Genomic DNA, 23033 nt, shown 5'->3' on the forward strand with positions numbered 1-23033 from the left:
GGGCGGTCGGCCGTAACGGCCGACCGCCCCGAAGCTCGGCCGTCGCCGCCAGCACCCAACAGCTCGCCGACTTCACCGAAGCCGTCGCGGAGCACGACCTGACCAGGCCGCTCGAGTACGCATGAATGGCGGCTCTGCGCTTCGGCCTCGATGCGGGGGGCGTCGGGTCAGGTGACGTCGCGGCGCATGGGGATGATGACGGCGATCAGTGAGGCGGCGAGCGCGTACGCGGTGAGCAGTGGTGCGCCGGTGGCTGGTGGCAGTAGTTGGACGGCTCTGCTGCCGACCTGTTCGGACATGGCGTCGGCGAGGTATGTGAAGTCGGTGAGGGAGGCGGTGGCACCACCGGGCAGGACCGGATAGAGCGCGTTGATGCGGGGGATCATCATGAGCAGCGTCTCGCCCAGGTACAGGTAGCCGATCACGACGCACAGGGCTGCGACCTGGTGGCGGAGCAGGGCGCCCACGCCACGCCGATCAGCAGGTACACGACCATGGCCAGGCCGATGCGGGCCAGCAACGCCAGCACCGTGCTGGCCGGCAGACCGAGCGCGACGCCGCGGGCGGCGGCGACCGCGAAGAGGGCTGCGGCGGCGGTGCCGGCGAGGATCAGCCCGTACGCCAGTCCGGCGACGCCGTACGTGGCGAGCTTGGCCGCCAACACCTGCCACCGGCGCGGCGCGAACAGGAACGTGACGGCGGCGGTGCGACACCACCATCCCGCGCCGGGCGCCCCGCGCCAGGCCCGGCGGGTCGGCCACAACGGCCACACTCCGCACCGCGGTGACGGGGACAGCCAGCCGCGCACGCCCGATCCAGAGCCGGGAGGCGGACAGGTGTGCCCGGCGCGCGCGTGGGTACCCGTCCGGCCGACCCGGAGGAGACTGCGGTGACGGACGAGGCGCCCGACTACTTCCAGCCCGAGCGCGGGCTGGTGCTCACCCACCTGTTGATCGTGCGGGACGTGGACCGTTCGCGGGAGTTCTACCGCAACGTGCTGGGAGCGACGGTGGTGCGCGAGCGGCAACCGGCCATCCTCCGACTGCACAACGGCTACATCGTGATCAACGACGAGGGCGGTCCGACCGACGACAAGCCGACCGTCCGGGCGCAGGCGCCGGCGGACCCGAACGTGCTCAGCGGCGCGCTCAACATCCGGGTCACCGACGTACGCGCCGTCTACGAGCTGTGGCGTTCCCGCGGCGGACAGTTCCTGACCGAACCGAAGGATCACGGGGTGGAGATCCGCTGCTACCTGCGTGATCCGGACGGCTACCTCATCGAACTCGGTCAGGGCACCGGAATCCTCGCTGAGATGGGACGATCGGCCCCCACCCAGCGGTGACCCTCACGCGTCGACTTCCAAGCGGACGGTCTGGGTCGAAACGCCGCTCGGTCGAGACACAGCCCCGCGGACCTGGCTGCGGCGGTGTGCCGCCGGGCGCGGGGATGGCTATCCCGTCGTCAGGCCGACGATGAACGGGAGCGTGGCGATCGAGAGTAGCGTCTGCGCGCCGGTGATGGACGCGATGAGGTGCGTGTCGCCGCCCATCCGCCTGGCGAGGACGTAGGCGGATGGTGCGGTCGGGACAGCGCAGATGATCGCGATGCTGGTGAGCGTCGCGCCGCTGACGCCGAGTGCTGTGGCGATGGCGACCGCCGCGAGGGGCAGGGCGACGAGCTTGAGTGCGGATGTCGAGAGGACGTCGACGACATCACGCCGCCGCAGGCGGAAGGTGATTGCCGCACCTGCCGCCAGCGTTCCGCACACCAGCGCGGGCGCGGCGAGCATGTCGAGGGTGGTGGCCAGGAACGCGGGCAGATCGATGTGGAGCAGGCTCAGGGCGAGGCCGGCCACGCAGCCCTGGATGAGGGGGTTGCCGAGGAGTTCGCGCCAGAGCGTGGGCGGGTCGCGGTCGTCCCGGTCGCCGTGTTTCGACAGAACGCTCACCGATATGACGTTGACGAGCGGGACCATGACGGCGGCGGCCAGGGCGAAGGCCGCGACGCCTTCCGGGCCGAAGGCGGCGGACGCGAACACGAGCCCGATATAGGTGTTGATGCGGATGCTGCCCTGGACCAGCGAGGTCAGTTGCGGGCCGTTCGCGCGGAGCGGGCGACGCAGCGCGATGACGAGCACGGAGACGACGACGACCGGTACGGCCAGGCTGGGCAGCAATGCCGCTGGCGAGGCCGCGGTCAGGTCGGTCGCGGCGATCGAGGTGACGAACAGCGCGGGCGTGAAGACGCGATAGCTCATCCACTCGATGCCGCGCCAGAATCCCGGGTCGGTCACCAGCCGCCGGCGCAGCACCGTGCCGAGTCCGAGCAGCAGCACGATCGGAACGACCGCCATGACGACGAGATGCATGTCAACGACTGTGTTGCAATGGGTCAGTGCAGTTCAACCATGACAACATGACCGGGGTCCGGCTCGCCGCCGATCTCGCCAACCTCGTGGTCGAGGGCCGGCCCGGCGTGGGCGGGATCGGGGCGGGTGAGATCGAGGCGGTCCTGCGTACGCACGAGATCCGCCGACCGGCGCTCACGGCCCGGCAGGCTGAGATCCTGCGGGTGTGGGGTGTGCGGCTGCGAGCCGTGTTCGAGGCGCCCGGGACCGACGAGCGCTGCGCGGCGATCAACGCGCTGCTGGTCGAGGGGACTGCCGGGGCGTTTCTGACCACCCACGACGGGCTGCGTCCTCACCTGCACTTCACGCCCGAGGACGATGATGTCGCCGGCCGGGTCCGAGCGGTCACGGCCGGCGGTCTGGCGATCTTCGCGGTCGAGGCGGAAGGGCGGCGTCTGGGCGTCTGCGCCCGGTCGACATGCGTGACGGTGTTCGTCGACACCAGCCGCAACGGGCGTCGCGAATACTGCTCGACCCGGTGCGGCAACCACGACGCTGTGCATCGCCACCGGACCCGGCACCGAGCAGGCAGGTGATCGACGATCAGACCACGCACCGGGCGGCAGGACCCCCGCGTCGGCCGGAACCTGCCCTCATATCGAGAAAAGCGCAGCTCTCTATTGCGTCCGCCGTCCGCGCAGGTCAAGATCCTCGGAAGCAAGAGTGGTCCGCTCCCCGAGCGTCACCAGCGCTCTTCTGCGCCCCGCTCGGTGGTCGGTGGATCCACGAGAGGAGTTACGCGTGCACGTGAATACGAAGTCGACGATCCTTCGATCCCGCGGGGCCCTGGCCGCCGCCGTGACGGCCGCGCTGGCCGGTTCCCTCCTCACCGCTCCGGCCGTCTCCGCCGCCGCTCCCGAGGGACCGGGGCAGGGCAGCTGCAAGATCGCCGAGGACCCGTCCTGGTCGGGCTGGAGCAACCACGAGCAGGTCGGCGACCAGCTGGCGCAGATCGAGCGCACCAGCGGCGGCCGGGTGGACGTCGAGGTGGTCGGGCACTCGCCGGAGGGCCGGGAGCTGTACACGGCCCGGGTCGGCACCGGCGACAAGGTGCTGCTGGTCACCAGCGCGATCCACGGCAACGAGCGGACCGGCACCGAGGCGCTGCTCGGGATCCTCAAGCGCCTGGGCAGCGCCGGTGACGCGCAGACCCGACAGATCCTCACCGAGGTCACCTTCGTCGCCATGCCGATGGTCAACCCCGACGGCGGCGAGCTCAACCGGCGCATGAACGTACGGTCCTGGGACGACACGGTCGCGGAGTTCCCGCAGCTGGCCGGCGCCCCGCGCGCCTGGTACCACCGGCTCAACGGGGACGGCATCAACCTGCCCGGCTACGACCTGAACCGCGACTTCAACCCCGACCTCGACTACGTGCCGCGCGCCGCCGACCTTCCGGGCCGCGACACCGACGCCGGGTTCTTCCTCTCCCCCGAGTCGCGGGCCATCCGCGACGTCTACGTGGGTCTGCGGGCGGAGAAGGGCGCCGTCGACGCGTACATCGACCTGCACCACATGGGGCCGTGCGACCGGATCACCGGCGGTGAGCAGGACGGCAACCTCATCTCCGTCTCGCTCGACTACCCGCCGCTCGGCGTGCAGGACGGCGCCGCGTACAAGGCGACGTGGCCGGCGCTGGACCAGGACAAGTCCCGCCGCTACGCCCTCACCGTGGCCAACGGCATGACCGCGAAGTACGGCGACCAGTCGAAGCTCGCCGCTATCGGCCGGTACTACCACCCGGACAACCGGGAGTACGCGGGCCAGGGCCGCTCGGCGTTCGCCCTGAACGGCACCGGCACGGTGCTGTTCGAGGTGCGCGGCCAGCAGGACGACCTGGGCCAGAAGCAGCACGGCATGCTCGTGCAGAGCGTGCAGACCGGCGTGGAGTCGCTGCTCGACGGCTTGGCCGACGGCACCGTCGACCGGGTCGACGGTGACGACTTCTTCGACCTGCCCGACTACGGCTGGGACACCACCAACGACTGACGATCATTGACGGCTGGCGGCCCCGGGGCAGGAGCTCCGGGGCCGCTGGCGTCGGCGGGATGGTGCCCCGTTCCAGGCCGAGTTGCTCGTCTGGCCGGTGACGGGGAGGTGTTGCTGGACCGCGCGGGCCACGCAGATCCTGGCGTCGAGGCGGGGCCCGGCCTCGTAGAGCATGTAACTCACGCCGCCGTCGGTGCCGAACGTCGGTGCCGCGACGCGGCCGTTGTCCGACGCGATCGGCCGGTGGAACACTCCGAGGTGGACCTCGCGGTCGAAGTTGTTGCCGATCTCGGTCAGATACATGTTGCCGCTGTTGCCGTGATACGCGAGATACGCGGTGCCGTTGTGTTTCAACAGGTGCGCCGCGGAGATGTCGGTGAGCCCGTCGCCCGACGGTGACACCAGCGGGTTCGGGTCGAACTGCCAACCGCTCCAGCCGTTCGGCGACCAGCCCCAGAAGATCTTCCGGGCGCCCGGCCCGATCGTGTGGAGGCCCATGAACACCATCACGTAGCGGTTGCCCTTGCCGGCCACGGAGTGCTCGAAGACCCGTGCGTACGAGGTCTCGGTGGTGTTGGGCACCAGCCTCGTCGACAGGATCGGCGTCTCGTCGGTGAAGTGGATGCCGTCGGTCGAGCGGGCGACCCGGGTCGTGTAGTTCTCGCCGTGGAAATACAGGTAGAACTGCCGGGTCGGCGCGTCCCATACCACGTGGGGCGACGACACGTGGCTCACCGTCGTGGTCGGCAGCACCCGGTCGATGATGGGGTTGTTGGCGTACTCGGTGTAGGGGCCTTCGAGCCGGTCGGCGTAGGCGAGGCAGATCCCGCCGGGCGCGTCGTGTGGCGCGTAGTAGAGGTAGTAGCGGCCGAGATAGCCGCTGACGAACGCGGCCTCGCCGTGCACGGCGACCCCCGAGCAGACCAGGGCTGCGCCGGCGTCACCACCGGCAGTCACGCAGACACCGCCACCGGCGGTTCCGCTGCCGATGAGCAAGGACGCGCCCGCTCGCCGCCGACGACGACGCGGAACAGGCACGCGCTGCCGTCCGACGCGAGTCCCGGCTGGTGCCGGACTGACCGGGCTGGTTGCCGCGGGTCGTCCCGTCCGGGCCGGTCCGGTAAGGCACGTACGGTCACGTCGTCACGGATCATCCATGAGCGGTTACGAGCGTGATGTAGCCGGTGGAGTATACGGTTGTCGCCGCGTTCGGTCCGAGCGTGACGCGTCCCGCCGGCACCTTCTTGGCGAACACGACGAAGTGGCGCTGGTCCTTGTCGTTGGTGGTGATGATCATGTCAGTGCGTTTGAAGCCCTGCTGGTTCAGCCACGCCGGCCACCAGTTGTACACCTCCGGTGCTCCGCGTCTGTCGAAGGCGACGTGCACGGTGGCGTCGCGTGCGACATCGAAGACCAGGTAGTCCGCCGGGGAGGTCAGTCGCTTGTCGTCGCTGGCGCCGGGGATCAGCACTGCTCCGGTGAGGGGGTCGGGAAGGCTGGTGAAGACGGGCGACCGGTCGACGAAATGCTTGGCACCTACTACCGCGGGTCGGACCGTCGTCAGCTTCGACGGTTTGTGGACCTGGACGTTCTCCAGTTTGAGCATTGGCCGTTTGCTCGGGATGTTGGTTTCGGGCGTTGCTCTGGGCGCCTGCGGCCGTTTGCTCGGGGTGTTGGTTCCGGGCGTTGCGCTGGGCGCCGGTGTCTGGTCGCTCGGGGCGTTGGTTCCGGACGCCTGTGTCTGGTTGCTCGGGGCGTTGGTTTCGGACGTTGCGCTGGACACCTGTGGCTGGCGGCTCGGGGCGTCGTTCCCGTACACGAGCGCTACGCCCAGCAGGCCGAAGACCGCGACCAGCGCGACGACGACGCGCGCGTTCGCGAGCCGTGACCACCGCCGCCGCGCCGGGGGCGGCACGTCCGCCGGGTGGGTGTCTCCGGCAGGGCCGCTGACCGGCTGTGTCGGCTTGGCCGGCGGCTGCGCCCGGTGCTTCGCGCCGCGCTTCGCCTTGAGGGCTGGCGCGCCCGCGGGCGCAGGCGTGACCGATCCGGGTGCTGCGTGTCGACTAACAACATGGTGCTCGCCGCTGTCGCGTTTGGTCGCCGCGGATGGAGTGCCGGTTCGGGCCGCCGTGGTGGTCGGTGTGGTGGGCGCGGACCGCCGGGGTGCCGGGATGCCGTGCGCTGTGTGGGTGTCGGAGCTGAGCATGGCGGCGCCGAGCGCGACCGCGTGTTTCGGGTGGGTGTTGATCAGGACTGGTCGGCGTAGTGTGTCCCGCAGCAGCTGGGTGACCAGGGGGATCTGGGACGATCCGCCGACCAGAAGCACGGCGGTGAGGTCCTGCAGGGTGATGCCGGCGGCGGTCAGGGTCCGCCGGAACGTCTCCATGGTGGTCTCCACGGACGGCGTGATCATCTGCTCGAACGCTTTCCGAGTCACGGTCACGTGCCGGACCGAGCCGGGTAGCGGCACGGTGATGTCCGCCTGCTCGCGGGTGGACAGCGCCTCCTTCGCGAGCATGCAGTCGCGCTGCACGGTGGCCAGGATCGAGGCGGTACCGGGATCGGTCGGGTCCAGCGCGGTGATCGCACCGTCCAGTTGGCGGTCGACGTGGTCCATGATCGCCTGGTCGAAGTCGGCGCCGCCGAGCCATTCGATGCCCTCGGGGGTTCCGACGATCTCCAGTCCGTCTCGGCCGTTGCGTACCACCGCGCTGTCGAATGTGCCCCCGCCCAGGTCGTAGACCGCGAGCAGGCCGTCCGGGGGCAGTGGCTGGGTGGAGCAGTAGTAGGTGGCCGCGGCCACCGGCTCCGTGGTGGTGATGACGGTCGGGCCGTCCGACCCGGCCACGGACCCCGGCTCGGCCTGCGGGCGGGGCAGGCCGGCCAGGTGCGGGATGGCGGCGAACTGCTCTCGCCGGTACGGGCCCCACACCGCCGGGTGGGTCAGCACGATCCGGTCGGGCGGGCCGCCCTGCGCCTGGCTGACGGTGTCCACCACGGAACGGAGCAGGGCGGCCATCAAGGCGGTGGGGGAGTACGGCGCCCCGTCCAGGATCACGGGGGTGGGATCACCGAGGCGGCGCTTGAACTCCCGCGCCGCCCGGCTGGGATCCTGCAGACCGAGGCGGTCGGCCGCCTCACCCGTCAGCAGCGCGCCCTTCTCGTCAACGCAGGCGACCGACGGGGTGACGACCGCCTGCCCAGCCAGCGGCACCATGTCCAGGGCCCAGGCGGAGGCGGTCGCTGCGGCGGTGAAGCTGGTACCCAGGTCGATACCCACCCCGTACATACTCAGAGTCCCCTCGCCGAGCCCGCCGCCGTTACCATGCACAACGTTGTAGCTGGTTGACGGCGCCATCACGATACGCCGCCGTATTCGGGGTCACAAGATCGTCGGTGTTGACATCGGGAGGCCAGAAAGTGGACGTTGCGGTGGCCGACGACGGCGCGCTGTTCCGGGAGGGGCTGCAACTGCTGCTGTCCGCCGCGGGGCACCAGGTGGTCGGCTGCGTGGAGGACGGCGACCGACTGCTGGAGTTGTTGGCCCGTACCCGCGTCGACGTGGCCATCCTGGACATCCGGATGCCGCCAGGCGCGGACGGCGGACTGCAGACCGCCCAGCGTATACGGGCGAGACACCCCGACGTCGGGCTGCTGCTGCTGTCCCAGCACGCCGAGGCGCACTACCTGTTCCGCCTGCTGGAGATCGGCACCGAGCGGATCGGGTACCGGCTCAAGGACCAGGTAGCCGGGGTGGGCGTGCTCGCCGACACGCTGGTGCGCATCGCCGCTGGTGAGCTCGTGATCGAGCCGGCGCTGGCCGCCAATCTGGTGGACCGGCCGAGTCCCCCGGTACGGAGTGTGCTGGCCGATCTCACCGAGCAGGAACGCGCCGTGCTGCGACTCATGGCGGAAGGACGGTCGAACTCCGGGATCGCGACGGGGTTGTTCCTGTCGGTCAAGACGGTCGAGAAGCGTATCGCGAGCATATTCACCAAGCTGGACCTGCCGGGTGAGCCGACCGCGCACCACCGGCGGGTCCTGGCGGTGCTCGCGTACCTGCGCTCGAACCAGATGGCGGGCTAGGGGCCGTGCCCCGGACCGCAGGCGGCGAGCTGGCGCACCCACCCCGCCCAGCCGGGCCGTTCACCGCCCTGGTCCGGCTGGCGTCCTCGGGTGCGCTGCCCGCGCCGGCCGGGCCGCAGGACCCACTGGGCGGATACCGGCCGATCCTGCGCACGCTGCTGCGCGAGCTCGCCCGGGCCCACGCGGTGCGCTACGCGGCGCTGTGGCTGCCGGCAGAGACGGCACCCGGCACCGGCACTCCATCGTGGACATCCGCGATCACGTGGCGGTCCCGGCGCTGGGTGCCGGGATCGCTGCCGGACCCGATAGCCGACCCGGACCTGCTGCTGGGCACGGCCGGTGTGGTCGCGACCGCGGATGTGACCGACGGCGGGGCCCGGTACGGGGTCCTGGTGCTGGCACACCCGGAGGAGTCCCGGTATCCGCTGGCCACGGCGGCGCCGCTGGGCGAGACGGCGGTCTGCGTCGGCCTGCTGCTGCGCCAGGCGGGCCACCGCGCCACGTGCACCGCCGCGCGGGCCCGGGCCGACCGGGCGGTACAGCGGGTCAGCGCGACCCAGCTGGAGCTGCTCACCGTGCAGGCGGTGGAACGCGACCGGCTCGCCACCGCGGTCACCGCGACGCCCGGCCGGCAGCTGCGGGCGATCCTGGACCGCACCGCGGACCTGGAGCGGGCGCTGCGCGCCGGCTCACCGCAGGCCACGGCGATCGCCGGCGGCATCCGGGCCGGGCTGGGCGAGATGATCGAGCAGTTCCGGTCCGTTGTCCGCGGGGTGTACCCGCAGGTGCTGCGCAGCGCCGGCGTGCGCGCGGCGCTGGAGGAGGTCACCGCGGCGCTGCCGGTACCGGTGGTCCTCCGCGGCGAACTGGGCCGGCGCCCGGGCTGGGAGGTCGAGTCCGGGCTGTACCAGGCCGGTGCGTCCGCGGCGGCCGCGCTGGGCGCCAGCGGCGGCGAGCAGCCGGTGCACCTGGAACTGGGCCGGTCCCACGGCGTGCTGACGATCCGCGCGCAGCGGATCGACGCCGAGCCGGCCCGGGTCGCCGCGGCGCTGCGGGACGACTCCCGGCGGCTGGCCGCGCTGGGCGGCCGGCTGCGGGTGGAGCGGGCCGGTCGGGGCGCGGCGACCGTGGTGGACATCCTGCTGCCGGAGCGGCTCGGCGGCGGCTGGCCGGAGCCCGCGCGTACCGCCGCGCCGGAGCCGGCAGGGCCGCGGCCGGGCGAGGCCGACGCCGCCGCACCCGAGCTGTTGGTCGGTGTTTCCGCGCGCCGCCTGCTGACCCTGCTCATGACCAGCCGGGAGGCGCCCGCGGACAGCCCTCCGCTACGGGTCGCGGTCGACCGGCAGGACGGTCAGGCCCGCGTGGTGGTGGTCGGGGTCTCGGCACCCGAGTTCGTGTCGGTGCTGTACGGGCCGGTCGGTACCGCCCGATGGGAGCCGTCGGTCGGGATGGTCCCGCCGACCGGTTACCAGTACCAGCCGTACCCGCGGATCACGCTGGACCCGGCTCGCGGGGCACCGCCGTGGCGGCCGGTCCGGCTGCCCGGCTGGTCCGGCGCCGCGTGGCCGGGCGCAGCGGTCGGGGTGGACCGGATCCTGGTCGAGGGACCCGTGGACGCGCTGCGCGGGCTGCGGCTGCTGCACCACCGCGACCGGGTCGACGCCGACCTCGCGGCCCGGCTGCGCCGCTGGTCGGGTACTGCCGATGGGCCCCCCGACGCGGTCGTGCTGGTGCTGTCCAGGCCGCCCAGCGCGGCGGAGTGGGAGTTCCTGACCGCCCTGCGGGCGCCGGGCGGGGACGGGTTCTCCCCGGTGGCGATCTGTGCGCTGGAGGAGGGTACCGCCGCGACGGCGGGAGTACAGCAGCGGCTGCGGCCGATGTGCGACACGATCGTGGACTGGCGTGCGGCCCCGGGCGGCGGTACCGCGGTCGAGGCGGCGCTGCACACCGGGGTACGCGCCTGGGCGGGGGTACTGGCCGCCCGGTGGGCGCTGCGCGCACTGGTGGCCTGCCTGGCCGCCGGGCAGCTGGACGACCGGTTCGGCCGGGCGGTGGAGGCGGCCGTCGCGGGCGCGTACGAGGTGGCCGAGCTGGACCTGTTGCAGGCGTTGCAGGGCCGACGGATCCGGCTGCCGCGCGGGCGCGAGGAGGCGTTGCGCCTGCTGGGCGCCCACGGTCCCGACTCGCGGTCCCGGCTCGGCCTGACCGGTGACGCCGGCTCCGGGGAGGTGACCCGGGCCGCGACCCGGGCGCTGGTGTTCTGGCGGAACCAGTCCATGGCGCCGGACTCGGGACCGGCCGGGCGCAGTGCGTGCGCGCTGCTGGTACGGGCGTGCGAGCGGCTGCTCAACGACGGCGTCGAGTGACCGGCGCGAGGCGCGGGTGGGCGGCCCGGCGGTGCCGGCAGGCCGGCTCAGACCGCCACGAACCCGCTGACCCGGGTACCGGTGGTCGGGCTCGACGCTACTGTCAACGTGCCGTCGACCGAGGCCAGACGGGCGGCGAGCTGGCGTAGCGGCATCCGCCCGTCGGTGTCGAAGCCCGGCCCGGTGTCGGCCACCTCGAAGCTCAGCCCCCGGGGGGAGGTGCGCAGCGTCAGCGTGACCGCGGCGCCCGGGGCGTGCTTGTGCGTGTTGCTGACCGCCTCCAGGCAGGCCAGGTAGACGGCGGTCTCCACCTCGGGCGGGTACCGATGGCCGGCCAGTTGCGGGTCGATGTCCAGGGTGACCGTGTCGAGCGTGCCCAGCCGGGCCGCCAACGCGGTCACCAGACCGTGGTCGGCCAGCGGTGCCAGCAGGCCGGTCGCGGTGGTGTGCAACACCTCCTCGGTGCTGGCCAGCAGCTCCCGCAGCCGGTCGAGGTGCCGGCCCGCCTCAGCGGCGTTGCCGGCGCCCAGTTGGTGCTCCACCATGGCCAGCGACATCTGCAACGCGACCATGTGGTGCTGGGCGCCGTCGTGCAGGTCGCGCTCCAGTTGGTGCCGCTGGTGCTCCATCTCGCCCGCGGCCCGCAGCCGGGCGTCGGCCAGCAGCAGGTCGCTCTGGCCGATCAGCCGCTCGGCGCTGCCGGTGACCAGCTGGGCCTGGATGTCGCTGACCAGCAGGCGGGTCACCGCGTGCAGCTCGGGCCACCGGCGCAGCCGCTCGGCCGCCGCCGGCGGCTCGACCACGAGGTCGGCCAGGACCTGCGCACCGTCGCACAGCCGCACCGGCGTCGTCTCCGCCGCGGGTACCGCCGCCTCGGCGTCGGCGGCGGGCCAGCGGTACTCCTCGACCGTGTGTTCGGCCGGCGCGTGGGCGTCGTGGCTCGCCGGCAGGGGCAGCCACAGCGCGATGGTGACCGTGGCGGCCTCCAGGCATCCACCCAGCGCCCGGGCCAGGGCTTCGGCCTGCGCTCCCGGCAGCGGCCGACCCGGCAGGCCGTGCACCGCGTCGACCACCCGTGCCACATTGTCCGACGGGCCCGGCACCGGGGATGGCCCGTCGGCTCGCTGCGTCGAGCGGCGCATGCCCGCCACTGTAGGCGGCTCCGGTCGGGCCGGCTGCCCCGGCTCGCGCACCGCGACGGCCGTCCGCCACGTCGCGTCCAGGGGCTCACGCGGCGCAGAGCAGGTGGCCGGAGGTCGCCTTGCGGGCCGCCCGCAGCGCGTAGTGCAACCGACTCTTGACCGTGCCGACCGGCACCCCGAGCGTCGCGCTGATCTCGGCCGCGGTCCGGCCGTTCAGGTACGTCTCCACCAGCGCGGCCCGGTGCTCCGGCCACAGCCCGCGCAGCACCTGCTCGACCAGCAGGGAGTCCACCACACCGGCCATCGGGTCCGCCGTGGACACCTCGGCGGCGTTCTCGATCTCCACCTCGGTCGGCCGGGCCTTCCTCATGCGGTACCCGTCCATCACCAGGTTGTGCACCACCCGACGCAGCCAGCCCAGCACCGACCCCCGATCGGCGGTGAGCTGGTCCAGGTGCCGCCACGCCCGCAGGAACGCCTCCTGCACCACGTCCTCGGCGCGCCCGGTGTCGCCGTCGGTCAGCCGCTGCGCGTACCGCAGCAGCGGCTGCTGGTAGGTGTCCATCAGATCGCGGAGGCGGGAATCGCTCTCCAGCGCGTTGTTCTGCCGCCTGCTCTGTGCCCGTTCGCCCATGCCCAAGACAGTGCCGCCGCGGGCCGGTCGCTCGACATGGTGCGGCCCCTGTTCCTGGGGGGTGCCACCCCGCGGGTTGGGGAGGGTTGTCCCTACGCCCCGCCCGGGACCTGCGGCTACGTCGCGCCGGGCGACGGCTCGCGGAACGCCCGGTGAACCCGACGGTGCCGTGGTGCCGTGACCCACGTGGACGCCCTCGCACCCGACGGCGGTACGGGCAGGCGGCGCGTGGCCGTCCGGCACCGCCGCGACGACCGGTACCACGGCCGGGCGGTGGCGGCCCCGAGCGACGGCGCCGTGGCGCCCCGACCGAAGAGGTGGGCATGGAGGAGACGGACTTCCCGACGGTGGGCATCGGGGTCACGACGCACAACCGGGGCGTCGTGCTGCGTACCGCCCTGGAGGCGATCCGCAAGTACGCGCCGAGCGGCGCCGCGATCGTCGTGGTCGACGACGCCAGCGACGAGCCGGTGGAGGAGGCGACGTTCCGTTTCGACACCAACGTCGGTATCGCCCGGGCCAAGAACAAGTGTCTGGAGCTGCTGGTGGAGCGGGGCTGTACGCACCTGTTCCTGTTCGACGACGACTGCTGGCCGATCGTGGACGGCTGGGAACGGCCGTACATCGAGAGTTCCGAGCCGCATCTGATGTACATGTTCACCGACACCCCGATTGGCCGGCTGACCGACTCGATGGAGATCTACCGGGACGCGGAGCTCCGGGCGTACACCCATCCGCGCGGCTGCATGCTCTACCTGGAGCGGCGGGTGCTGGACCGGGTGGGCGGGTACGACACCCGGTACGGCCGGTGGGGGTACGAGCACCTGGACCTCTCCAACCGGATCTACAACGCCGGCCTGACCTCGTTCCGGTTCGCCGACGTGGTCGGCAGCGGAGACCTCATCTTCAGTTGCGACGAACGCACCGGGGTCGGCTCCAGCGTGTCCGACATCGAGCGCTTCACCCTGGTGCGCAATCTCAAGACTCGGTCGGAGGCCAGCTACACCTCGACCGAGTACCGCGAGTTCCGCACCGTCCCGGTCGGTGCGGCGGCGACGCGGAACGTGGTGCTGACCACGTACCTCACGGCGCAGGCCGACCCGCAGCGCGGCGTCGCCTGGACACCGAACTACGCCGACCTGGCGGAGCTGCGCAGCTCCGTCGAGCGGCACGGGCAGCGGTTGGTGGTGCTGCACGACTGTTTCGACGACGTGCCGGACACCGACCTGGTCACGCACGTGCGCGTGACACCGGGTGGGGAGGGCGGCTCGCCGTACTTCCACCGCTGGCTGTGCTGCTGGCGGTACCTGCGCGAGCACCCCGAGATCGAGCAGGTGTGGTGCGTCGACGGCACCGACGTGGAGATGCTGCGCGATCCGTTCCCGGAGATGGACGACCGCCTGTACGTGGGCGACGAGCCGGCGCCGCTGTGCATCCCGTGGATGGTGTACCAGCACGGCGGCAGCGCCAAGCTGGTGCAGTTCCTGTCCGACAACCGGGGTACCCAGCTGCTCAACGCCGGGCTCGTCGGCGGCCGACGGGAGACGGTGCTGGAGTTCTGCCGGGACCTGTTCGAGTTCTGCGTCACCAACGCCCGGGAGGCCGGCCCACTCGACATGGGGCCGTTCAACTACGTGGCCCGCACCTGGTACGCGGGAATGGTCGTGCACGGCCGCCAGGTCAGCACGGAGTTCCGTAAGGACGACCGGACCAGCACCGAGTCGTGGTGGCGGCACAAGTAGGCGAATCCGGGCCGGGGCAGGCGTGAACCCTGCTGGCGCGCGGGGCGTGCCACAGATGAACCCTGGACACGGCGAAGGAGGGCGGTGACCGTGGACACGGACCTGGACGTGGCACCGGAGGTGACCCGGGACGACGACCGTGACGGTCAACGTGACGAGTCGATGCACGCGTTGCTGCTGCGCTTGGCCGGCTCGCTGTCGGACCGGGTGCTGACCGACGCCCGGGACGCGCTGGCCGCCGGCCGGCGGCTGGACGTCGTACAGGCGGTCGCCTTCGAGGCGGTCTCCCAGCCGCTGCAACTGGACGCCGACGAGATCGCGGCGCTGCGCGAGGAACTGGCACTCAGCGGCGGGGACGTCGACCTCGGCATGGCGCTGGAGGAGCTGCGCGGGGAGCGTCCGCCGGCACCGTGGCAGTTCCTGTCCGACCTGCCGACCACCCAGGAAGAGCTGGCCTCGATGGTGCTCCCGCAGGACCGCACCACCGACCCGGTCGACCGTCTCGACCCGATCGACCGGGCGATGCTGGCGGAGGCGTCCGCGATCCCGACGGCACGCGCGGTGTGGCGGGCCTGGCGGATGCCGTCCACCGCCCGCCCCTGGCAGGACCCGGTACGGGTGGTCGTGGTCAGCGTGGACGACACCTCGAACTCCCTGCCCGCCATCGGCGCCCAGCTACGACAGGTCATGGTCGAGGCCGGGGACGACGAGGCCCAGGTCGAGGTCTGCTGGGCCGGGGTGGAGGCGCCGTTCTACCAGACCCTGGCCCGCTCGTCCGGCTCCCTGCTGTGGGCGGCGCGGCCGGCCGCGCCGGTGGCCACCGCCCGGCTCTTCGACGGCGTCGATCCGGAGCGCGGCCCGTGGTTCGCCACCAACCGGCCAGTGGTCTCCGATGCCACGGAACGCGGCGACCTGCTCGAAGCACTGCGCGGGGGGGTGGTCATCGCGTGGAGCAGCGCCGCGATGCCCGACATCCTGGCCCCGGACCGGGGCGACGTGGTACCGATGCACCTACGTACCGACGGGACCTGGCTGTGGAGCGAGGCGGTCGGTTACTACCTGGAACACTACGGCCTGGCGCCGGACCCGCAGTTGGTCGCGCACCTGACCGGGGACGAGCCCGTCGAGCCCCTGGACGAGATCTCCGTGCACCGTGCCCTGGTGCACCTGTGCCGACCGGACGCCGAGGCGGTCGTCTGGTCGCCGTCCGGTGCCGACGACGACCCGGTGGCACCGGCCGACGCCCCCTCGCCCGACCTCCCGTCGCCCGACGGCGTGGCGCCGGCCCACCCGGAGCGGCCGGACGTGACACCCGAGGCAAGGCCGGAGGCCGGTACGCCCCGGCCGGTGTCGCCGTGACCGAAATGCTCGCCCTGCGGCAGTGGGCACCCCTGCCGTCGTCCTGGACGGTGTCGCAGCAGGCCCAGGGCGAACCGGTCGGGAGGCACGTGGCGCGGTACCTGCGCCAGGCGTCGCAGGCGGTGGGCGCCGCCGTGGCGCGCATCCTGCCGGACGCCGGTGCGCGGGTGCCGGTGCTCGACCCGGGGCCGTGGGAGGCACCGGGATCGGTCACCCCCGGTCCGGCGGGTTGGTTCGCGCTCGCGGTCGAGGCCGGCCCGTCCGGCTTCCGGCTGGACGGCCGGCCGGTGGCCGCCGCCGACCTGGCCCGGGCGATCTGGCACTGCCCCCGCTGGCGGGGCCGGCCGGTGCTGCTGGTCACCCAGCGGTCCGCGTCGGCCGACGGGGTCGGACCGGTGCTGCACCAGCTCGCGGCCGACCTGGGGGCCCCGGTCTACGCCTCGGACTCCGGGATCCGCTTCACCTTCGGGCGCGCCTCCGCGAACGGGCTGTTCTGGTGCTGGCATCCGGGCGGCGGGGACGAACCGGAGCCGGCGGGCAACGTGCTGCCCCCGCTGGGGCCGGTTCGCGTCCGGCCCACCCCGACCGGCCGGGTGCCCGGCCGCAACCACCAGCCGCCGTCCCCGGTGCCGTCCCCCGCGACCCCCGGACCGGGGACCGCCCCGTCGCCCGCCGCCCCGGCAGAGGCCACGTCACCCGCTGCGGCACCGGAATCCGGGCCCGAGCTGCCTTCGCCGGTGGAAGCGGCGTTCGAGGTGCACAGCCTGGCGCTTCCGGTGATCGAGCTGCCCCGGCCCGACCTCAGCGTCCAGCGCATGGTGCTGACGGAATTCGACGTGCCCCGGCTGGAGCTGGACACCTGCCGGCCGCTGGTCGCCGCCCCGGATGCCGCCAGCCCGACCGGGTCCGTCCCGGCTGCGGCAACGCTGACGTCGTCCGTGCCGGCTCCGGCCACCCTGACGGCGTCCGTGCCGGCTCCGGCCACCCTGACCGCGGCCACGCCGGAAGCCACGGACGCTCCGACGACCGGCCCGGAGAGCACCGATGCCTCGGCGAACGGCGCGGGCGGCGGCCCGCCGGCGTCACCCGCCAACCGGGGCGCGGCGTGGTTCGGGGTACGGGCCCGCACCGACGAGGCGGACCGGGAGCGGCTGCGTACCGTGCTGGGCTGGAAGTTCCAGGCCCACTCCCGGACGGTGGCCCGGGCGCTGTCGCTGCACCCGGGGCTGCGCAGTGCGGTCGGCGCGCACGACGTGACGGCCGGGCTGGTCACGGTGCTGGCTCTGCTCGACGGCGTGGGCGAGCGGGTCAACGACGCGTTGCGCGGTGGAGGCACGCCCGACGAGGACGTCCAGTTGCTGGCCCGCTGCGCCCGCGCCGGTCTGGAGCAACTGCCGGCCGTCGGGGGACCCGTCTTCGCCGCGGTACCCGCCGGACTGGACGTCGGCCGGTACCGGGCCGGGGACCTGGTGGTGGAGCCGGCGTTCACCACGGTGTCCTGCCACGGCGGCACCCAGGGCGACGCGGGCCGGTACGCGATCTGGTCGGCCACCGCGCGGCGGCTGGACCAGCTGGGTACCGCCGACGGGCCTGGTGTCCGAGCCGGGCGGGCCATGTTCGCCGCCGGTTCCCGCTTCGCGGTGCTCGGCCTCGACGAGGGGCCGGACGGCGCGCCGTACGTACTGCTGCGGGAGGTCGTCTCCGAGCACCGCGACGGCGCACTCGACGAGCGGGTGGCCGGCAAGCTGCGCGACGCGCTCGCCGCCCAGCCGCAGCGCGCGGCGCCCGCGCCGCTGCCGTGGCTGCTCGGCTTCGCGCCCGGCGACCGCCCGTTCGCGCTCGAACCCGGACCGGGCGGCGCGTGATGTACGAGGAGACGATCCCCGGCTTCCTCCGGCCCGGCCCGGCCCGCCCCGCGCCGGCACCATTCCCGGTGGCGACACCGCCGGCGGCGACAGTCAGCAAGGAGCGAACCCTTGACATCCTCCCCCGCCTAAAGGTGGGGGATTCCCACCCTCGCGGGTTGGGGTTCCTGGTTCACCGCAGACCGCACGGAAGGAGGTCCTTCGTGTCTGACGTCCGCTCCGCAGGCGTTTTGTGTCTCGACCAGCCCGGCCGCGACGGCGATGTTCTGGGCGGCGTTGACGTCCCGGTCATGCCGGGTGCCGCAACCCGGACACGCCCAGTGGCGTGTGCCGAGGGGAAGCTGGGCGAGCAGGTGCCCGCACGCCGAACACGTCTTCGACGACGGGTACCAGCGGTCCACCACCGTGAGGGTGCGGCCGTCGCGGTGCGCCTTGTAGGTGAGCAGGGTACGGAACTCGGCCCAGCCGGTACGCGAGATGGACCTGGCCAGGCAGCGGTTGCGGACCATGTTCGCCACCGCCAGATCCTCCACGGCGATGGCGGCGAACCGGCGCACCAGGGCGGTGGACTGCTGGTGGAGAAAATCCCGGCGCGCGTCACGCACCCGCGAGTGCGCCCGCGCGACCTTCCGTTTGGCTTTGGCGCGGTTGGCGGAGCCCTTCTGTCGGCGGGCCAGCATCCGCTGATACCGCTTGAGTCGGCGTTCGCGCCGTTCCATGTGCCGCGGGTGGGGGATGCGTTCGCCGGTGGACAGCACCGCGAAGTCGGTCAGGCCGAGGTCCACGCCCACCGCCTCGCCGGTGGGTTCGGGTGCGGTGGGTGTGTCGATGTCGAGGGCGAAGGTCACGAACCAGCGGCCGTCCGGGTCGCGGGATACCGTCACCATCGTCGGGTCCAGCCCGGCCGGGTCGATGTTCGGCCAGGACCACACGAACCGCAGCATGCCGGGTGTCTTTCCCAGCGTCAGGTTCCCGTCTCGCAGGCGGAACGCCGACCGGGTGAAACTGGCGGACTGGCGGCCGTGCCGCGACTTGTAGCGCGGGTACCGGGCTCGTTTCTGGAAGAAGGCGGTCATGGCGGTGTGCTGGTGCCGCAGGGTCTGCTGCAACGGCACCGACGACACCTCGCGCAGGAATGCCAGGTCGGGCTGCTTCTTCATCTCGGTCAGTGCCCGATCCGTCTCCGCATAGGAGGTGGATTTCCGTTCGGTGTGCCAGCGGGCGTGACGGGCGGCGAGGGTGCGGTTCCAGACGACGCGCACACACCCGAACGTGCGGTTCAGCACTGCCGCCTGTTCCGGGGTCGGGTATGCCCGACACCTGTACGCCGTCCGCACAGAACCAGTCCTACCAGAAAGGACGATCGTGGTTGACAACGTGTCCGCCATTCCTCCCCGCCCTGAAGGACGGGGCATCCTGGCGGTGATCCGGTGACCACCAGCGTGCTGTCGGTGTCGGCCAGGGACACCGGATGCCTCACCGACATCTCCCGGGCACTGGAGTCGGCGGCGCCCGGCGACACCGTCGCGGTACGCCCCGGCGTGTACCGCGAGGCGCCGCTGTTCCGCCGGAACGTCGTCCTGGTCGCCGAGGACGGACCGGGCACCGTCACCATCGAGGTGCCCCCGGGCGGGGCCATCCTGGCCGCCGGGGGCGAGATCCTGATCCAGGACATCGCCATCCGTGGCGGCGACGAGCGGATGCCACTGCTCCAGGTGGCGGCCGGCCGGGTCCGTCTGGAGGCGTGCACCGTCGACGCCACGGCGGCGGCCGCGATCCACGTGCGCGGGGGCACCGTGGAGATGCGCGGCGGCGCGATCAGCAACTCCGGCGGGGCCGGCGTGGTCCACGAGGCCGGTGCGGGCGAGTACACCCGCGTACGGATGAACGGCATCGCCAAGTGCGCGATCATGACGGCCGGGTCGAGCGCCCCGGTGTTCCGGGACTGTACGTTCACCGGGGTCGCGGAGGCGGCCCTCCTGGCCGTGGGCGCCAGCGCCCCGCGCCTGGAGGACTGCCGCATCGACGAGGTCGGCCAGTACGCCGTCGTCGCGCAGCAGACAGCCCGGCCGTATCTGACCGGGACCACGGTGTCCGGCGGCGAGGTCGGGCTGCTCGTCAGCGACCGGGCGACCCCGGTGCTGGAGCGCTGCGAGATCCGGGACGCCCGGGTGCACGCCGTGGTGACCATGGGGCAGGCGGCGCCCGCGCTCTCCGACACGCGCGTCACCCGGGCCCGGGGCCACGGCCTCGACTGCCGGGACGCCTCCGCGCCGACGCTGACCAACTGCGAGGTGCGCGACTGCGGCGCGGCCGGGGTGGTGGTCAACGGCACGGCGACGCCGCACCTCACCGGCGGTGCCGTGGCGGACTGCGCCGACGCGGGTGTGTTCCTGACCGGCCGGTCGAGGGCGCGGCTGGACGGGGTCGGGGTCCGCGACGTCCCTATCGGCGTGGCGATCGAGCAGGAAGCCGACCCGCACCTGCACGGCCTGACCATCGAGGGCGTCCGGTACGGCCTGCACGCGACCGGCGGAGCCGGCCGGTTCTCCAACGGCCAGGTCACCGGGGCGCGGACCGCCGGGGCGAAGCTCGCCGACAGCGCGACCACCGTGTTGTCCAACTCCCGGATCACCGGCTGCCGGGTCGGCGTGGAGGTGGCCGGGAACGCCCGGCCCACCCTGTCCTCGATGGCCGTGGAGGAGTCGGGTGGGGCGGGCGTGCGGACCGGCGGCCCCAGCGCGGCCACGCTGTCCCGCAGCCGGGTCAGCGGCAGTCGCGGTCCGGGGATCCGGGCCGGCGCCGGCAGCTCCGTCACCGCGACGGACTGCGAGATTGTCGGCAACCAGGGCCCGGGTGTCGTGGTGGAGACCGACGCGCCGGTGCGGCTCCACGGCGGGGTGGTGCGTGGCAATGGCGGCGTCGCCGTGGACGCGCCGAGCCCGACCGCCGCAGTCGAGTTGTCGGGAGTGGACACCGGCCACAACGGGCGCCCGATCTCCCTCCCGCCGCCCGGGGCCGGGCGGCCGGACACACCGGTGGCCGACGCCCCGAAGTCCGCTCCGGCCCCGACCGGAGGCACCGGTTCGGGCGTCACCCCGCCCGGGAAGCCGGCCGGTGCCCGCCCGTCGGGTCCCGCGCCGTCCGACGTAGGGTCTCCCGCTCCGGCGGTCCCCGCCAGCGGCGGCCCGGGTTCCGGTGGCCCCGGTGCCGGCGTCCCGGGTGGCGGCGGGGAGGCGGACGGGCCGGTGGCCGCGCTGCTGCGCGAACTGGACGGGCTGGTCGGCCTGGCCGGCGTCAAGCACGAGGTGGCCACCCTGGTCGGGCTCAACCAGATCGCCAAGCGTCGCCGGGAGGCCGGGCTGCACGTACCGCCCATGTCCCGGCACCTGGTCTTCGCCGGGCCGCCCGGCACCGGCAAGACCACCGTGGCCCGCATCTTCGCCCGGATCCTGACCACCCTCGGGGTGCTCTCCAGCGGGCAGCTGGTCGAGGTGTCCCGCAGCGACCTGGTCGCCGAGCACGTCGGCGGCACCGCGGTGAAGACCACGGCCCGGTTCGAGGAGGCCCTGGGCGGGGTGCTGTTCATCGACGAGGCGTACACGCTCTCGACCGGCGGGGGCAGTGGCCACGACTTCGGCCGGGAGGCCATCGACACCCTGGTCAAGCTGATGGAGGACCACCGGGACGAGGTGGTCGTGGTGGTCGCCGGCTACACCCCGAACATGCGTACCTTCCTGGCCGCCAACCCGGGTCTGGAGTCCCGCTTCGCCCGTACCATCCAGTTCGACAGCTACTCCGACGACGAACTGGCCGAGATCGTCGAGCGGCTCTGCCGTACCCACCACTACGCGCTGGAGTACGAGACGCGGCAGGCCGTGGTGCGCCACTTCAGCGACATGCCCCGCAACGAGACCTTCGGCAACGCCCGGGTGGCGCGGCAGGTCTTCGAGGACATGCTGGGGCGTCAGGCGTACCGGCTGTCGAACAACCCGCAGGCATCGGACCTGGAACTGGCCCGGCTGCTGCCGGAGGACCTGGGCGAACAGGCGGCTGCGCCGTCGGCGGCGGCCGGCGTGGCGCAGGCCGTCCAGGACCTGCTCGGGAAGCTGAACGCGATGGTCGGTCTGGACGCGGTCAAGCGCGAGGTGACCGACGTCATCGATCTGATCGCCTCCACCGAGGCCCGGACCCGGGCCGGCCTGCCCGCCCCGACGATCTCCCGGCACCTGGTCTTCGCCGGGGCGCCCGGCACCGGCAAGACCAGCGTGGCCCGACTGTACGGGCAGCTGCTCAACGCGATGGGTGTGCTGCGCACCGGGCAGCTCGTCGAGGTGTCCCGGGCCGACCTGGTCGGCGAGTACGTCGGACACACCGCCGTCAAGACCACCGACGTGTTCAACCGGGCGCGCGGCGGCGTGCTCTTCATCGACGAGGCGTACGCGCTGGCCGGCCAGGGCAACGACTTCGGTCGGGAGGCCATCGACACGCTGGTGAAGCTGATGGAGGACCATCGGGACGACATCGTGGTGATCGCGGCCGGGTACACCGGGGACATGCGCCGGTTCCTGGCCAACAACGTGGGCCTGGCCTCCCGGTTCAGCCGGCAGGTCCCGTTCGAGTCGTACACCGCCTCGGAACTGGTGTCCATCGTGCAGACGTTGGCCCGCGACAGCGGCTTCGACTTCAGCAACGACTGCCTCCCGGTGCTGTCGGAGCACTTCGACAGCCTGACCCGTGACGAGAGCTTCGGCAACGGCCGGTACGCCCGCCAGCTGCTCGAACGCACCATCACCAAGCAGGCCAACCGGCTGCGCCGCGCGGCCGCACCGACGGTCGACGACATGCGCCAGCTGTACGCGGCCGACGTACGGGCAGCCCTGGCCGCCTGACCCAGTAGCGACGAGAGAAGGTGCCTGGAGATGCCGGCAGTGAGTATGAGCGGTACGTGGCGGATCACGGTGGTGGGCAAGGAGTCCCTCTACGCGCAGCGGCTGGTGTTCTCCGGCGACGTCCAGAAGATCCTCGAACTGGAGGTCGGGACGTCGGCGTCCGCGAGTGGGCGGCGCTGGAGGCTGCGGTTCGAACACAACCGGGGTGACGGCGTGTGGCGGCCGAACGTCTCGGTGGAGGCGGGGGCCATCGTCCGGTGCGGCAACGAGTTCCAGCGGTTGATCGCGACGAAGGACGTGTATTGGACCGGTGACCGTGGACACGACGACCTGAAGCTGCTGCTCACCCGGCCGGCGTCGGCGGGTGACCCGGAGGAGGGAGCGGCCGGGGTGCCCTTCGCCGTCGACGTCAACCTGCACGGGCTGCCGGACATGCCGGTGCTCCCGGCGATGGACGGCGCGGATGCGACGCCGGAGAGGTTGCGGTCGTACGGTCGGCCGGGGTCGGCGGGAACCCCCCTGCGGAGGCGGTCGTTCTGATCGCCCGC

18 protein-coding genes are annotated in these 23033 nt (G+C 72.7%); 10 read left to right on the top strand and 8 right to left on the bottom strand.

The window, feature by feature from the left end; all coding sequences use genetic code 11:
- Nucleotides 1-167: 167 nt before the first annotated feature.
- The gene (locus AB0L34_RS07025; RefSeq protein ID WP_363702596.1) at nucleotides 168-425 is read right to left on the bottom strand and encodes a hypothetical protein; all 258 of its coding nucleotides are present in this window, start codon (nucleotides 423-425) and stop codon (nucleotides 168-170) included.
- Nucleotides 422-763 (bottom strand): hypothetical protein, encoded by a 342-nt coding sequence (locus AB0L34_RS07030; RefSeq protein ID WP_363702598.1) that lies wholly within the window; start codon nucleotides 761-763, stop codon nucleotides 422-424. Before AB0L34_RS07030 ends, AB0L34_RS07025 begins: the two co-directional genes overlap by 4 nt.
- Before the next feature lie 126 nt (nucleotides 764-889).
- Between AB0L34_RS07030 and AB0L34_RS07035 the strand changes: the two genes are divergently transcribed.
- Nucleotides 890-1345 carry a VOC family protein gene (locus tag AB0L34_RS07035; protein ID WP_363702600.1) on the top strand — a complete coding sequence of 152 codons (456 nt, stop codon included), beginning with the start codon at nucleotides 890-892 and terminating at the stop codon, nucleotides 1343-1345.
- A gap of 108 nt (nucleotides 1346-1453) precedes the next feature.
- On the opposite strand, the gene AB0L34_RS07040 is transcribed toward AB0L34_RS07035, so the two are convergent.
- Nucleotides 1454-2371 carry an AEC family transporter gene (locus tag AB0L34_RS07040; RefSeq protein WP_363702602.1) on the bottom strand — a complete coding sequence of 306 codons (918 nt, stop codon included), beginning with the start codon at nucleotides 2369-2371 and terminating at the stop codon, nucleotides 1454-1456.
- A 26-nt stretch (nucleotides 2372-2397) separates the two neighbouring features.
- Between AB0L34_RS07040 and AB0L34_RS07045 the strand changes: the two genes are divergently transcribed.
- Both AB0L34_RS07045 and AB0L34_RS07050 read left to right on the top strand, forming a co-directional pair.
- Nucleotides 2398-2946, top strand: coding sequence for a CGNR zinc finger domain-containing protein (locus tag AB0L34_RS07045; RefSeq protein ID WP_363702604.1), 549 nt, complete (start codon nucleotides 2398-2400; stop codon nucleotides 2944-2946).
- A gap of 205 nt (nucleotides 2947-3151) precedes the next feature.
- Nucleotides 3152-4399, top strand: coding sequence for a M14 family zinc carboxypeptidase (locus AB0L34_RS07050; protein ID WP_363702606.1), 1248 nt, complete (start codon nucleotides 3152-3154; stop codon nucleotides 4397-4399).
- Between the two features lie 3 nt (nucleotides 4400-4402).
- On the opposite strand, the gene AB0L34_RS07055 is transcribed toward AB0L34_RS07050, so the two are convergent.
- Nucleotides 4403-5356 carry a hypothetical protein gene (locus tag AB0L34_RS07055; RefSeq protein ID WP_363702608.1) on the bottom strand — a complete coding sequence of 318 codons (954 nt, stop codon included), beginning with the start codon at nucleotides 5354-5356 and terminating at the stop codon, nucleotides 4403-4405.
- Nucleotides 5357-5549: 193 nt separating this feature from the next.
- Nucleotides 5550-7679, bottom strand: coding sequence for an Hsp70 family protein (locus AB0L34_RS07060; protein ID WP_363702610.1), 2130 nt, complete (start codon nucleotides 7677-7679; stop codon nucleotides 5550-5552).
- A 140-nt stretch (nucleotides 7680-7819) separates the two neighbouring features.
- Between AB0L34_RS07060 and AB0L34_RS07065 the strand changes: the two genes are divergently transcribed.
- Both AB0L34_RS07065 and AB0L34_RS07070 read left to right on the top strand, forming a co-directional pair.
- Nucleotides 7820-8485: a response regulator transcription factor gene (locus AB0L34_RS07065; RefSeq protein WP_363702612.1), complete on the top strand. Its 666-nt coding sequence runs from the start codon at nucleotides 7820-7822 to the stop codon at nucleotides 8483-8485.
- A gap of 5 nt (nucleotides 8486-8490) precedes the next feature.
- Nucleotides 8491-10851 carry a hypothetical protein gene (locus AB0L34_RS07070; protein WP_363702614.1) on the top strand — a complete coding sequence of 787 codons (2361 nt, stop codon included), beginning with the start codon at nucleotides 8491-8493 and terminating at the stop codon, nucleotides 10849-10851.
- Nucleotides 10852-10898: 47 nt separating this feature from the next.
- Here AB0L34_RS07070 and AB0L34_RS07075 read toward each other — a convergent pair whose 3' ends face one another.
- On the bottom strand, nucleotides 10899-11993 hold the full coding sequence (locus tag AB0L34_RS07075) for a histidine kinase (protein WP_363702616.1): 1095 nt from the start codon (nucleotides 11991-11993) through the stop codon (nucleotides 10899-10901).
- 85 nt (nucleotides 11994-12078) lie between these two features.
- Nucleotides 12079-12627, bottom strand: coding sequence for a sigma-70 family RNA polymerase sigma factor (locus tag AB0L34_RS07080; RefSeq protein WP_363702618.1), 549 nt, complete (start codon nucleotides 12625-12627; stop codon nucleotides 12079-12081).
- A gap of 323 nt (nucleotides 12628-12950) precedes the next feature.
- Between AB0L34_RS07080 and AB0L34_RS07085 the strand changes: the two genes are divergently transcribed.
- The 3 genes from AB0L34_RS07085 to AB0L34_RS07095 all read left to right on the top strand — a co-directional run bounded on the left by AB0L34_RS07085 (nucleotide 12951) and on the right by AB0L34_RS07095 (nucleotide 17593).
- Nucleotides 12951-14369 (top strand): galactosyltransferase-related protein, encoded by a 1419-nt coding sequence (locus AB0L34_RS07085; RefSeq protein ID WP_363702620.1) that lies wholly within the window; start codon nucleotides 12951-12953, stop codon nucleotides 14367-14369.
- An 84-nt stretch (nucleotides 14370-14453) separates the two neighbouring features.
- Nucleotides 14454-15728: a hypothetical protein gene (locus AB0L34_RS07090; RefSeq protein ID WP_363702622.1), complete on the top strand. Its 1275-nt coding sequence runs from the start codon at nucleotides 14454-14456 to the stop codon at nucleotides 15726-15728.
- On the top strand, nucleotides 15725-17593 hold the full coding sequence (locus AB0L34_RS07095; RefSeq protein ID WP_363702624.1) for a hypothetical protein: 1869 nt from the start codon (nucleotides 15725-15727) through the stop codon (nucleotides 17591-17593). Before AB0L34_RS07090 ends, AB0L34_RS07095 begins: the two co-directional genes overlap by 4 nt.
- Before the next feature lie 128 nt (nucleotides 17594-17721).
- Here the strand turns inward: AB0L34_RS07095 and AB0L34_RS07100 are convergent, their stop codons facing one another.
- Nucleotides 17722-19008 carry a transposase gene (locus tag AB0L34_RS07100; protein ID WP_363702626.1) on the bottom strand — a complete coding sequence of 429 codons (1287 nt, stop codon included), beginning with the start codon at nucleotides 19006-19008 and terminating at the stop codon, nucleotides 17722-17724.
- 15 nt (nucleotides 19009-19023) lie between these two features.
- Here AB0L34_RS07100 and AB0L34_RS07105 point away from each other — a divergent pair, with 15 nt between their 5' ends.
- Complete coding sequence (locus AB0L34_RS07105; RefSeq protein ID WP_363702628.1) at nucleotides 19024-22485, top strand: AAA family ATPase; 3462 nt, start codon at nucleotides 19024-19026, stop codon at nucleotides 22483-22485.
- A gap of 30 nt (nucleotides 22486-22515) precedes the next feature.
- On the top strand, nucleotides 22516-23025 hold the full coding sequence (locus AB0L34_RS07110; protein WP_363702630.1) for a hypothetical protein: 510 nt from the start codon (nucleotides 22516-22518) through the stop codon (nucleotides 23023-23025).
- The last annotated feature ends 8 nt before the right edge of the window (nucleotides 23026-23033 follow it).

The sequence above is a fragment of the Micromonospora sp. NPDC052213 genome, from assembly GCF_040679695.1.
Taxonomy (GTDB): domain Bacteria; phylum Actinomycetota; class Actinomycetes; order Mycobacteriales; family Micromonosporaceae; genus Micromonospora.